General features: G+C 66.7%; 11 protein-coding genes. 4 read left to right on the plus strand and 7 right to left on the minus strand.

Annotated elements, in window-relative coordinates; translation table 11 throughout:
• Positions 1 to 2: 2 nt before the first annotated feature.
• Positions 3 to 5873: an apolipoprotein A-IV repeat region-like domain-containing protein gene (locus tag CYD53_RS20070; protein ID WP_103719859.1), complete on the minus strand. Its 5871-nt coding sequence runs from the start codon at positions 5871 to 5873 to the stop codon at positions 3 to 5.
• A gap of 267 nt (positions 5874 to 6140) precedes the next feature.
• On the opposite strand from CYD53_RS20070, the gene CYD53_RS20075 reads away from it, so the two are divergent.
• Positions 6141 to 6479 (plus strand): Hpt domain-containing protein, encoded by a 339-nt coding sequence (locus tag CYD53_RS20075; protein ID WP_103719860.1) that lies wholly within the window; start codon positions 6141 to 6143, stop codon positions 6477 to 6479.
• A 199-nt stretch (positions 6480 to 6678) separates the two neighbouring features.
• Positions 6679 to 6999, plus strand: coding sequence for a 2Fe-2S iron-sulfur cluster-binding protein (locus CYD53_RS20080; RefSeq protein WP_103719953.1), 321 nt, complete (start codon positions 6679 to 6681; stop codon positions 6997 to 6999).
• A gap of 12 nt (positions 7000 to 7011) precedes the next feature.
• Here the strand turns inward: CYD53_RS20080 and CYD53_RS20085 are convergent, their stop codons facing one another.
• Positions 7012 to 8250 carry an MFS transporter gene (locus tag CYD53_RS20085; protein WP_210202387.1) on the minus strand — a complete coding sequence of 413 codons (1239 nt, stop codon included), beginning with the start codon at positions 8248 to 8250 and terminating at the stop codon, positions 7012 to 7014.
• A 226-nt stretch (positions 8251 to 8476) separates the two neighbouring features.
• Between CYD53_RS20085 and CYD53_RS20090 the strand changes: the two genes are divergently transcribed.
• Entirely contained in the window at positions 8477 to 8899 is a 423-nt protein-coding gene (locus tag CYD53_RS20090; protein ID WP_103719861.1) for a universal stress protein, read from the plus strand.
• 3 nt (positions 8900 to 8902) lie between these two features.
• On the opposite strand, the gene CYD53_RS20095 is transcribed toward CYD53_RS20090, so the two are convergent.
• On the minus strand, positions 8903 to 9505 hold the full coding sequence (locus CYD53_RS20095; RefSeq protein WP_103719862.1) for a hypothetical protein: 603 nt from the start codon (positions 9503 to 9505) through the stop codon (positions 8903 to 8905).
• Positions 9506 to 9598: 93 nt separating this feature from the next.
• Here CYD53_RS20095 and CYD53_RS20100 point away from each other — a divergent pair, with 93 nt between their 5' ends.
• Complete coding sequence (locus tag CYD53_RS20100; RefSeq protein ID WP_103719955.1) at positions 9599 to 9994, plus strand: nuclear transport factor 2 family protein; 396 nt, start codon at positions 9599 to 9601, stop codon at positions 9992 to 9994.
• 75 nt (positions 9995 to 10069) lie between these two features.
• Here CYD53_RS20100 and CYD53_RS20105 read toward each other — a convergent pair whose 3' ends face one another.
• The 4 genes from CYD53_RS20105 to CYD53_RS20120 all read right to left on the minus strand — a co-directional run bounded on the left by CYD53_RS20105 (position 10070) and on the right by CYD53_RS20120 (position 12531).
• A complete protein-coding gene (locus CYD53_RS20105) occupies positions 10070 to 10342 on the minus strand; it encodes a BrnA antitoxin family protein (RefSeq protein WP_103719863.1) in 273 nt (90 codons plus the stop codon).
• Positions 10326 to 10628 (minus strand): BrnT family toxin, encoded by a 303-nt coding sequence (locus CYD53_RS20110; protein ID WP_103719864.1) that lies wholly within the window; start codon positions 10626 to 10628, stop codon positions 10326 to 10328. The genes CYD53_RS20105 and CYD53_RS20110 overlap by 17 nt, the downstream gene beginning before the upstream one ends.
• A 70-nt stretch (positions 10629 to 10698) precedes the next feature.
• Positions 10699 to 11874: a vWA domain-containing protein gene (locus CYD53_RS20115; protein WP_103719865.1), complete on the minus strand. Its 1176-nt coding sequence runs from the start codon at positions 11872 to 11874 to the stop codon at positions 10699 to 10701.
• A 264-nt stretch (positions 11875 to 12138) separates the two neighbouring features.
• A complete protein-coding gene (locus CYD53_RS20120) occupies positions 12139 to 12531 on the minus strand; it encodes an HU family DNA-binding protein (RefSeq protein ID WP_342751723.1) in 393 nt (130 codons plus the stop codon).
• Positions 12532 to 12622 lie beyond the last annotated feature (91 nt).

Genomic DNA, 12622 nt, shown 5'->3' on the forward strand with positions numbered 1-12622 from the left:
CTTCAATTCGCTTCGAAGCGCCCGCTGGCATGGGCCAGCATGGTGTAGACCTTGCCCGTCTCGGAGGTCAGGTAGGTCTTGGCCACCATCGAGTCGCGGTCGTCCTTGGCTGCCTCGCCGAGCAGGCGCTCGAACTCGTCGATATAGCGGTCGACCGTCTCCTTGAACTCGGTGTCGCGGCGGTACTTGCGCCGGATCTCGTCGAAGGTCTGCTGGCCCTGCAGCGTGTAGAGCCGGCGCGTGAAGACGTTGCGCTCGCCGCGCTTGTAGCGGTCCCACAATTCGACGGCCGCTTCATGGTCGATCATCCGGGCGATGTCGACGGAGAGCGAATCGAGCTTCTCGATCGAATGCGCCGTCGGCTTGCTGGCCTCGCTCGGTTGCTCCTCGCGCGAGGCGCGGTTGAGCAGGTCGGAGAGCCAGCCCGCCTTCGCCGGCGGCTGGACCTCCGGCTGCGGCGCGGCGCTGCGTCGCGGCGCCTCCTCGGCAGGGGCGGGGCGGGGCACCGGTGTCGGCTTGGGGGCCTCGACCCGCACCTCGCTGCGGGCGGGCTGCTGGGGCGCCGCGTCGAAGGAGGGCCGCAATTGCGGTGGCTCGCTGACCGCGGGCAGGCGCGCCTGCGTCACGGTCGTATAGGCCGGCGCGGTCACGGTCTGCACGGGCGCGCGACGGGCTGGAGCGTCCGTGGGGAGGGTGACGTCGTTGCGCCGGCCCGATTTCGTGACGATCTCGGTCAGCTCGTTCAGCGCCTTGATCTGCTCGGAGACGACGCGGCGCATGGCGGCGGTCGATTCCTGCGTCTCGCGGGGCAGGTCCAGCACGCCGCGCGAGAGCTCGGCGCGCGTCGCTTCCAGCTCGCGCTTGATGTCGGCCGTGACGGAGCGCATGTCCTGGGCCGCGCCCTGGAAGCGTTCGGTCACCTTGGCGAGCTCGCCGCCGACCTCGTTGGTGACCTGCTCATAGGCCGAGCGCAGCGCATGGGCGGTGCGTTCGCGCTCCTTGCCGGTCGTGGCGCGGATCAGCTCGAATTGCTGCGTCAGCGCGGCGGCCGTGGCTTCGGCCGAGTCGCTCAGCACGCCGCCGATCTGGCGCGCACGGGCTTCGGCCGAGCTCAGCGAATCGTCGATCAGGGCGGCGAAGGAGCGCGTGATCGATTCCACGTCGTCGGTGCGGGTGGCGATCAGCCCGTGCAGCTCCTCCAGCGTGTCCTTGCGATCGGAAAGGGCCTTGCCGACGCGGGCCTCGACCTGTTCCAGCCGTGTCGCGACGGCATGAAGCGCGGCTGCGCTCGCCTGCGTCGCCTCGGTCAGCGAGGCGCCCTTGTCGTCGAGCTGGCCGACGAGCGCGGTGGTCTGCCGCAGCGTGCCCTCGGAGAAGGTCTTCAGCTCGGCAACCTGGGCCGCGACCTGCTCGGAAGCGCGCCCGGTTTCCTCCATCACCGTGGCGACGACGCTCTGCAATTCGCCGACGCGGGCGGAGAGGCCGCCTTCGATCGCGCCGAGGTTCTTGTTCGCGCCGGTTACGATCTGCTGCATCAGCTTGTTGGCCTCGCCGAGGCGTCCCAGCATGCCGCCGAGTTCGTCGCGCAGTTGCTCATTGGTGCTGACGAGCGTGTCGACCGACTGGCGCGTGCCGGATTCCAGCGTCTCGCGCAGGCCGCTGGACGAGGCGTCGAGCGCGCTCGTGATCTCGGCGCCGCGATCGCGCAGCCCCTCGATGATCGAGGTGCCGCGGCTCTCGATGGCGCGCACCACGGTCTGGCCGACATTGGCGACTTCGCCGGCGATGGCCTCGCCGCGCTGGCTCAGCGCGCCGAGCATGCCGCCGCCGGTCTCGTCGAACATGATGCGCAATTCGTCGGCGCGGGTGCCGAGCGCAGCCGAGATTGCGTCCGACTTGCTCTGCAGCGTGTCGGCGAATTCGCGGCTGCGGACGTCGAGCGTGCCAGAGACGGTGTCGAGCCGGTTGACCACCCGCTCCTCGAAGCGCGCCACGCTCTGATCGAGCGTATCGGCGATCTGCAGGGCGCGGCCGCCCAGCGTCGCATTGATCGCATCGGCCTTGTCGCTGAGCGTGCGCGTCAGCGACTCGCTCTTGGAGGTCACGACCTCGCCGATCTCGTCAGCCTTGGCCGCGAGCGCGCGGGTGACCTCGCGGCCGCCCTCGGCAAGCACGCGCGCGATATCGACGGTGCGCTCGACCAGCGCCTCGTTGAGCGCGGTCGCCCGCGAACCGAGATTGCCGTCGATCCGCGCGATCAGCCCGTCGAGCGACTGCCCGATCTCGGCGCTCTTGGCGCTGGAGCGCTCCTCGAAGACCCGGATCTGGAGCTCCATCGCCTGGGCGGCCTCGTTCGTCCGCGAGGCCAGGATCTCGGCCGCCTCGCTGGAGCGCGCCCCGACCTTGTCGGCGAGCGCCTGGCCCTCCTGGGTGAGCAGGCGCTCGACCTGGGCGAGGCGCGTGGTCACGGTGTCGGTGAAGCCGCGAGCATCGTCGGCGAGCCTGGAGGCGAGCGCGCCACCCTGGTGGAGCACGATATCCTCGAAGGCGGCGAGCCGTGCGCCCAGACCGTCCGTGATCTCGCGGCCCTGCACGTCGAAGAGCTTGATCAGCGCGTCATGCTTGCCGGCGAGCGCCTCGTTGAGCGCCTGCGAGCGGCTCTCGACCGAGCGCAGCATCGATTCGGCGTTGGCGGCGAGTGCCTCGTTGACGCGTCCGCCCTGCTGCGTGAGCGCCAGCACGATCTCGCGGCCGGTGCCGGCGAGCAGGGTCCGGGCATCCTCGGCATGGATGGTGAAGGTGTCGCGCAGGGCCTGCGTGGCCTCGGTGACGCGCTCGGCGACATGGCGGCCATCGACATTGATGGTCTCGGTCAGGACGCGGGTGGCGTCCGTCATGCGGCGGGCCAGATCCTCGCTCTGCTCGCCGAGCAGGCCGTGGACCTCGCGGCCGGTCGAGACGAGATCTCGGACCATCGCCTCGCGCTGCTCGCCCAGGAGCGCGCCGACCTGGTCGCCGGTCTCGCCCAGCCGGGTGAGGAAGCCGCTCTGCTGCTCGTCGAGCGCGGCACGGGCGCCCTCGGTCGCCTGCCTGACCCGCTCGGTCAGCGCCGCAGCCTGCTCGTCGAGCTGGCGGTTCACGGAATCGCCGGTCTCACCGAGCCTGGTGATCAGGGCGCTGCTGCGTTCGGCCAGCACGCCGTGCACGGAGCGGCCGACATCGGTGATGCGCATCACGAGGGCCTGGCTCTCATTGCCGAGCAGGTCCTTGATCTCGAGCCCGGCCTGCGAAACCTTGACGGTCATCGCGCCGGCCTGCTCGTCGAGCAGCGCGCTGACGCGCGAGCCCGTCTCCGACAGACCCGAGATCAGGGCGGCGCTCTGCGTGCCGATCAGGCCGTGAAGCTGCTCGCCCGCCTGGCCGAGGCGCTCGACCAGCGCGTCGCCATGCTTGCCGACGAGGACGTCGATCTCCTGCGTGGCCTGTCCGAGCCGCGAGACGAGGAACTGGGTGCGCGCCTCGAGGAGGCTGTCGACATCCTGTCCCGCGCCGGAAACGCGCGAGACGAGCGCCTCGCTGCGGCTGTCGAGCAGCCTGACGGTCTCGCTGCCGGCATTGGCGACGCGCGTGGCGAGAGCGTTGCTCTGCTCGTTCATTAGCGCGACGACATCCTTGCCCGCGCCGGACACAAGCGAGACCAGGGCTTCGCTTTGAGCCGCGAGCAGCCCATGCACCTCCTGGCCCGCGCCGGTGACGCGCGAGACCAGGGTTTCGCCTTGAGCCGCGAGCAGTCCCTGCACCTCCTGGCCTGCGCCGGTGACGCGCGAGACCAGGGTTTCGCTTTGAGCCGCGAGCAGTCCCTGCACCTCCTGGCCCGCGCCGGTGACGCGCGAGACCAGCGTCTCGCTTTGAGCCGCGAGCAGCCCATGCACCTCCTGGCCCGCGCCGGTGACGCGTGAGACCAGGGTTTCGCTATGGCCATCGAGCAGCTTGACGGCCTCGTTGCCGGCGCCCGAAACGCGCGAGACCAGCTTGTCGGCCTGGCCGTCGAGCAATGCGTGGACGGTCTCGCCGGTTTCCGCCAGGCGCGTCACCAGGCTGCCGCCCTGTTCGGTGAAGAGCCCGTGGACGGAGGCGCCGACCTCGGTGATGCGCGAGGTCAGGTCCTGGCCATGGCGGCTGACGGTCTCGCCGATCGACTTGCCGGCCTCGTCGACGCGCAGGATGATGGCGTCGCTGCGCTCGCGCAACACGTCGTCGACCGTCCGCGCCGTCTCGTTCAGGCGCGTCACCAAGGTCTCGCCCTGGGTGCCGATCAGGCTGTTCACGCTCTCGCCGATCTCGATCAGGCGCGAGGCGATATGTTCGTTCTGGCGGCTGAGCAGGCCATGGACGCCGCGCCCGACCTCGGCAAGACGCGTCGTGACGCTTTCGCCTTCCTCGGAGAGCGAGGCGCGCAGGGTTTCGCCGGTTTCCGCGAGCTTGGCGCCCAGCGCCTCGCTTTGGCCCTCGATCAGCGCGATCATGCCGCGGCTGGAGGTTTCGAAACGCTCGGCGACATCGGCGCCGCGCGTGGAGATTTCCTTGGCGAGGCCTTCGCCGGTGAGGCGCAGCGTCTCGTTGACGGTCTCGGCGCGCTGGGCCAGCGAATCGACGACCTGCGTGCCGGTCTCGCTGATGGCGCGGGTCACGTCCCTGGCGCCCGTGGTCAGGCCCTCGGTGAGGATGGCGCCGGTACGCTCCAGCGAGGTCGCGATCTCCTGGGCGCGGCCATCGAGCAGAGTCGACAGATTGTCGCTGGCTCCCGCCAGCCGCTCGCTGACCTCGCCGGAAGTGATCTGCAGGCGCTCGACGAGGTCGTTGCCGCGGCCGCTGATCTCGTCGACCATGCGTTCGCCGGCGCGTCCCAGCGCCAGCGTGATCTGGTCGCCCTTTTCGCCGAGCGAGCCGGTGACCCTGTCGCCGGCCTGGGTGACGGCCTCGGCGATGACGCGGCTGGCGTTGTCGAGGTCCTTGGACAGGCTCTCATGGGCGCCGCTGATGGCGAATTTCACACGCTCGGCATTGCCGACGACCGCTTCGCGCTGCGTCACGAGTTCGTCGATCAGCGAGCGCAGCCGGATCTCGTTATCGGCATAGGCGCGTTCCAGCGTCGCGATCTCGCCGCGCACGATCGTCTCCAGCTCGCCGGCGCGCGCGACGGCGCGCTCGATGCCGTCACCCATCGCGGCGACTTCGCGGCGGATGGTCTGGCTGAGCAAGAGGATGGAATCGGCGCCGACGATCTCGGGCTCGGCCAGCCGCAGGGCGACTTCGGTCATGGCGCGCGAGACGAGGCGCATCTCCTGGGTGCGCCGGTAGAGCGCCGCCAGGACGAAGAAGAAGATCACGGGCGCGCCGGCGAAAAGCGCGAGCAGCGTCCACTCGCCGATTCCAAAGGTAGTGAGACGCTCGGAGAGGCCGTTGGAGAGGGTGCCGTAGCGGCTGACCAGCAGGAAGAAGGCGCCGCCGAGCCAGCCGAGCGAGGCGAGCGCAGCAAACCAGTAGGGACGCAAGGAGGGGCGGGCGGAGAAGGCCTGGACCAGCGAGCTCGAATCGCGCCGGTCGTCATTGGCGACGCGGCTCGTATCGGGCGCGATCAGCGGGCGCTGCGTCGATGGCGGCGGAGGCGCGGCCTGCTGCGGCTGGACGGGCGCGGCGGCTTCGACGCGGGGAAGCTCGATCTTCAGATCGGTATCGGCGGTCATGGGCAGCTTGGGCTCGGCTGCCGTGCCGGTCTCGGCGGCGTCTTTCGGCTGGTCCAGCCGCAGCGCCTCCTCGATCGCCGACATCGCGGCCTCGGTCGGGTCTTGGAGCTTTTTTTGCCGGGTCATGCTTGCCGCCTCGCTACGCCACTGCCGACAGGCGCCCGCTCGTGCCTTCGCCGCGATTGAGAGCCGCCTCTGGCTCTCTCGCTACGGAAGGACACTGCGCCCATCATTTACCAGTTGTGAAGGGTAGTGGACGCACCTGGTGATGGAAACCCATTTGAGTGGCTGATTCACAAACGTCGTTAACGCCTCGTTCACCATGATGGCGCTTGTTAAGGGCTAGAACCGCCGCATCTGCCGCTCTCCGAACGTCACCACCTCGAGCCTGAAATGCCCCAGACCGCCATCGATCTTGCTCATCTCGCCCGCCAGACCGGTGGCGATCATGCGCTGGAGCGCGAGCTTCTCGCCCTCTTCGCGCAGCAATGCGTCCGCCATCTGCGCACCATCCATGCCGGCGCCGACGCTCAGACCCGGATGGACGCAGCCCATACCCTGAAGGGCGCTGCCCGCGCCATCGGAGCCTGGCAGGTCGCCGATGCGGCCGATGCCATCGAGCAGCATCTGGCCGAGCCGGATTCGCGCCGGACCGAAACCGCGATGGACGCGCTGGCCCTGGCCGCCGCCGAGGCGCGCGCCGCGATCTCGCGGCTCGACTGCGCGGCCTGAACGGCGCCAGAGCCGTTTGCGATCCGATTGGATCGTTCAATCGCTCGGGATTTTTGGTTTAATGCGTTGTCTTCCCGCGAGCCGGTGCCCATTTCGCTCGAAACGCTCCGGTTCCTTTCCGCTCCCGCTGGAAAAGTCCTTTCCTCGACGATTGGAAATGCTCTAAGCGGAGCGCGTCATTCGCCCGCCGGAGTTCATGATGCCCAAGATCACCTTCATCGACGCTCAAGGGGAAAGCCGGACCGTCGAGGGCGAAACCGGATCCACCGTGATGGAAGTCGCCGTGCGCAACGGCATTCCCGGCATCGAGGCCGAATGCGGCGGCGCCTGCGCCTGCGCCACCTGCCATGTCTATGTCGATGAAGCCTGGGCCGCCAAGACGGGCCACCCGGAGTCGATGGAGGAAGACATGCTCGATTTCGCCTTCGACGTGCGCCCGACTTCGCGGCTGTCCTGCCAGATCCGGGTCAAGGATGATCTCGACGGATTGATCGTCCGGACGCCGGCTCGGCAGGGCTGACGTCGTCCCGGTTCATTCCGCTGCGACGGCAACGGCCTGCGTCAGCGTGGTCTCGTTGCCCGGCGCTGGATGGCGCGGCACGAGGAAGGCGAGCGAGAGCGACACGCTCGCGACGCCTGCGCCGATGATAAAGACGATTGCCGGATCGTAGATCCAGATCAGCCCGAAGGTCACCGGCAGGAAGACCGCCGCGACGTGGTTGATCGTGAAGGCGACCGCCGAGGTCGGCGCAATGTCGGCGGGATCGGCGATCTTCTGGAAATAGGTGCGCTGGGCCAGCATCAGCGTGGTGAAGATGCCGTCGATGACGAAGAGCGAGCCGGCGACGATATAGCCCAGTTCGGCGAAATGCCCGCGGCTCGCCATTGCATAGCCGACGAAGACCGCGACCAGCGAGACATTCTCCATCTGGATCGTGGCGCGCTCGCCGACCCGCCCGACGAGCCTGCCGAGCATCGGCCCCATGAAGGTGTTGATGCCATAGGTCGCCAGCAGCAGGGTTGCCGTGGCCGAGACGTCATAGCCGAAGCGCTCGACCAGCAGGAAACCGCCGAACGCCATGAAGATCTGGCGGCGTGCGCCCGACATGAAGGTCAGCGCGTAGTAGAGCCAGTAGCGCTTGCGCAGCACGAAGCCCTTGTTCTGCGGAACGGTGCCGTGAAAGCGCGGGAACAGCAGCCAGACCGCGAGCGCCAATGTTGCCGTGGCGAGGCCCGCCACCATGAAGACGACGACATAGCCCGGCTGGAAAACCCGCCAGATCACGGCGATCGATCCGAAGGCGAGGAGCTGCGCCAGCGCGGACGCGCCCGCGACCTTTCCGAGCAGCCGCGGCGCCTCCGTTTTCGGCAGGAGCTGGAGCTGCAGCGATTGCTGCGAGGTCTCGTAATAGTGGAAGCCGAGCGACATCACCGTCGTGGTCAGCAGCAGCCCGCCCAGCGTCGGATAGAAGCCGGTGATGGCGATGCCGATGCCGAGCGTCACGAGGCTGAGATAGGCCAGCATCTGCTCGCGCATGATCCAGAACAGGATGATGGCGGTGAAGGCGAGGAAGCCCGGAATCTCGCGCACCGACTGCAGGATGCCGATATCCTGGCCGGTGAAGCCGGCGGCTTCCTTGGAGAAATTATTGATCAGGGCGTTCCAGCTGGCGAAGCCGAGCCAGTTCACGAAGGCCAGCACCATCAGGAAGGCGGTCGGGGACTGCAGGAGCGTCCTGAAGCCGCGCGGGGCGGAAGGGGCGTCGATCATCGGAGAGCCTGGCAAAGAGGAACAGCCTGGCAAGAGCGACGGCTGGAGGTGCCATTGCCGGCTTCCCAAGCTGCAGCTGGCGTGCCGCGGTACTCTTAAGGCCAGGCGTGGGAGCGTCAATTCCGCTCCGTCATGGCGTCCATGCACATGCGTGGTTCGCAGCGGATCATGATATGATGCTCTCGCGAAAGCAGGACGTCACGACGCCAACAGCCAGGAGGATGCGATGTACAAATCGATTCTGGTTCCTGTCGATCTCGCCGAGGCCGATCTGGCCGATCCCGCGATCGCTGCGGCCGTTGCCTTCGCCGAAGCATCCGGCGGCACCGTCAGGCTGGTCTATGTCCGCTCGCTCGTGCCGATCACCTATATGGAATTCGTGCCGGCCGACTTCGATTCCGAACAGCAGAGCGATGCCGAGGCGAAGCTTGCAGCCATTGCCGCCGCCATCCCGCTGCCGCCTGAGCGGGTCTCGGCCAAGGTGCTGGTCGGCTCCGTTCATGGCGAGGTGCTGGCCGAGGCCGACGCCAGCGGCGCCGACCTGATCGTCATCGGCTCGCATGAGCCCGGCATCCTGGCCTATGTCATCGGCTCCAACGCCTCGACCATCGTCAGGCGGGCGAAATGCTCGGTCCTGGTCGTGCGGTAGGCTTCACGCCTGGATGCGACCCGGCACCAGCTCGTCGGGCACTTCGCCGCTCGTCAGGTCGCGCGGCCGGTTCAGCCTGATCATCGGCCCGACCTGCCAGTACGAGGCTGCCGCCAGCAGCGCGCCGAGCCAGCCGGCCGCATACGCGCCCTGCTGGAAGGCGCGCGCGGTGAAATAGGCCAGCATCACCAGGGACAGCCCGCCGACGAGGGCAAGCGCCAGCCAGAGCGCGAAGGGCTTGCCGGCGACGAAGCGGGCCTTGGGGTTGGCGCGCTGGACCTCGCCTGCGAGCGCCGTGACGAAGGCATGGTAGCCGGCGTCGTCGCGCTCGACATCGGTCAGCGAGCGCCAGGACAGGTTGCCGAAGGTGATGTTCTTGCCGTCGCTGAGGCGCAACTGCGTCTTGTAGCCCTTCGAGCTGATATTGCCGGGCGCGTAGAAGAAGCGGATCTGCTCGATTGCCGCCAGCCTGACGCGATCGACCTTGCGGGTGGTGTCGATCTCCAGCGCATCGCCGTCGAGCCTGTAGGCGATCTCGAATCCGATCGGCTTCGGGCGCTGGCGCCAGACCGGGGGTGGGGTGTCGTCGTCGGATTGAGCCTGCATGGCGGCGAGCCTTAGCGGCTTAGCCGGCGCTTGTCGCTGGTCATGGAATCCGCGATTGATCTGTTCAGCCAAAGCGGTCGAGATGAGACGACGATGAGCGACGCGAATGAGGGTTGCGCGGAAACCGGAGCCCTGCTGACCCTGCTTAAAGCGCAGGAGGAAAAGCTCTTGGCTGCGGATCTACGCGCGTCACCCGAGAAGGTCGCTGAACTGCTGGCCGACGATTTCGTCGAGTTCGCTCGGTCCGGACGCATCTATGATCGCGATCAGTCGATCGCCGCTCTTGCCGCCGAACGCGGGGCCACTCTCAGGAAAGCGCGTGATTTTCGAGTGAGCCTGCTTGGGGAGGGGATTGCCCTCCTGACCTATCGCTCAACACGGCAATCGGGCTCCGATTTGGACGAACAGCACTCGTTGCGGAGTTCGGTCTGGGTGCGGGTTCAGGGGCGCTGGCGGATGCGCTTTCATCAGGGCACGCCGATCCGCTAGTCGGGTGGTTTCGACGGTTGACCGCGCGGGCCGAAGGAGTGCGACGCTGACGAAGATGACGAGCGATTTCGCATCTCACCCTTTGGAGGCGTCCATTTTCTCCGAGAGCCAGATCTTGATCAGCGACTGATAGGGGACATCCCGCTTGTTGGCGGCGATCTTGATGCTTTCAAGCAGCGCATTGGGAAGGCGGATCGAGATCGACGTGGAGGATGGCTTCAGATTCGGAAACCGGACGGAGACAGCCTTGGTCCAGTCGACATAATCGGTGGAATCATGGGTCTCCCAGAAGGCGCGCTCTTCGGCCTCGCTCTGAAAGGTCGGGATCGGCTTAAGCGTCTTGCCCATAATGCCTGCGCTCCTTACGATTCATGTCGCGAGCGGAAATAATGCGGATCAGGCTGTTCTCGTGCCGCAGCGTGAAGGTCACATGGAGATGCCGACCGTCGCTGGTTCGCCCTAACGCCTGCAGCCTTCGTTCGGCAACGCTATGGCGCCCATCTTCAGACAACAGCAGCGGCTCATTCATGAACACCTGCTCGGCCTCAGCCTGACTGACGTCATGCTTCTCGGCACTCTTCCGATTATTGCCGTGATCCCAGTCGAAACCGACGACGCGATCAAAATCAATCACGATTGTATATCCTGGTAATATACATTTCAAGCTCGACCGGCGATCGAATGCCGGAACCTGGCCATTTCGGCTATCGCGCCAGCACCTTCATCGCCCCATCCAGCCCGTCCAGCGTCAGCGGGAACATGCGGCCGGCCATCAGCCCACCGATCTGGCGGATCGACTGGGTATAGCCCCAGAGATGCTGCTGCACCGGGTTGAGCCAGACCGATTTCTGGAACCGTCCCGTCAATCGTTCCATCCAGACCTGGCCCGCCTCCTCGTTCCAGTGCTCGACCGAGCCGCCCGGCATCGCGATCTCATAGGGGCTCATCGAGGCGTCGCCGACGAAGACGACGCGGTAATCGGCCGGATAGGTCCGCAGGATGTCCCAGGTCGGAATGACCTGGTCGTAGCGGCGGCGATTCTCGCGCCAGACCCGCTCATAGGGGCAGTTGTGGAAGTAGAAATGCTCGAAATGCTTGAACTCGGCGCGAGCCGCCGAGAACAGCTCCTCGGCCAGCTCGACATGCCAGTCCATCGAGCCGCCGACATCGAGGAAGAGCAGCACCTTGACGGCATTACGCCGCTCGGGCCTGAGTTTCACGTCGAGATAGCCGTGCCGCGCGGTCTCGGAGATCGTCGAGTCGAGGTCGAGCTCCTCGGCCGCGCCGGTGCGGGCGAACTTGCGCAGGCGGCGCAGCGCGATGCGCAGATTGCGCACGCCGAGCTCGCGGGTGTCGTCGAAATCCTTGAACTCACGTTTGTCCCAGACCTTCACCGCGCGGAAATTGCGGTTCTTGTCCTGGCCGATGCGGACGCCTTCGGGGTTATAGCCATAGGCGCCATAGGGCGAGGTGCCGGCGGTGCCGATCCATTTCGAGCCGCCCTGATGGCGACCCTTCTGCTCGGCGAGCCGCTGCTTCAGCGTCTCCCAGAGCTTCTCCCAGCCCAGCGCCTCGAGCTGCGCCTTCTCTTCTTCGGTGAGGTATTTCTCGGCGAGCTTGCGTAGCCATTCCTCGGGGATGCCGGCCTGCTCGATGGCCTGGCCCAGCGTCTCCATGCCCTTGAAGACCTGGGCGAAGACCTGATCGAAGCGGTCGAGATGGCGCTCGTCCTTCACCAGGCAGCAACGGGCGAGGTAGTAGAACTCCTCGACGCGGTGCTCGGCGAGGTCGGCCTCGACGCCTTCCAGCAGCGCCAGATACTCCCGCAGCGTGACGGGAACCTTGTTGGCGCGCAGCTCTGTGAACAGGCGGAGGAACATCAGGCTAATGTGCGGGGCCTGGGCCTGCGGTCAAGCCGCTCTTGCGCACATCCTGCTGTGATTGCCATGGCCTGGCGGGAACTCCCCTCTGCCGTCATCCCGTGCACAGGCGGATGCACCGCTTGTCCGGGATGGCGGGGAGGGAAACGGTCAGAGCATTGCACGAAAAAGCGCGTACCGGCTTTTCGCTGGAGCAATGCTCTCAACCTTAGGATCGATCACGTCGCATTCGGACGGCTCCGTCCGAATGCGACGTGATTGAGATTACGCCACGGCCTCGGCGAGATCCTTGGTCACCTTGAACTTGACGACCGTCTTGGCCGGAACCTTGATCATCGCGCCGGTCGAGGGGTTGCGGGCCTCGCGGGCCTCGCGCTTGGCGGCCGAGAGCTTGCCGACTCCGCCCAGCGTGACGTCGTCGCCGGACTTCAGGGTCTTGGCGACGACCGCGCCCAGCGAGGCCAGGATGGCCGAGACGTCGGTCTTGGTCTTGCCGGTCTCTTCGGCGATGGCGGCGATCAGTTCATTCTTGGTCATGAATTCCTCCTTGAGAAGGGGGTTGTACAGCGTCGCGCAAGGCCGAGCGTCCGTACGGGGTTGCTCCCACGCATCGTTGCTCCCGCAATTTGCGGCGCGCGAAGGCGCCAGTTGGCACAGCTAAAATCGAAAGACGACAGCTGCGGCGGTAGATACGCACAGAAATCCGCTTCGTTCCGCCCTCCAGGCGGCTAATGTTGCATGATTCCGA

This window comes from Allobosea psychrotolerans, from assembly GCF_002917105.1.
Classification (GTDB): domain Bacteria; phylum Pseudomonadota; class Alphaproteobacteria; order Rhizobiales; family Beijerinckiaceae; genus Allobosea; species Allobosea psychrotolerans.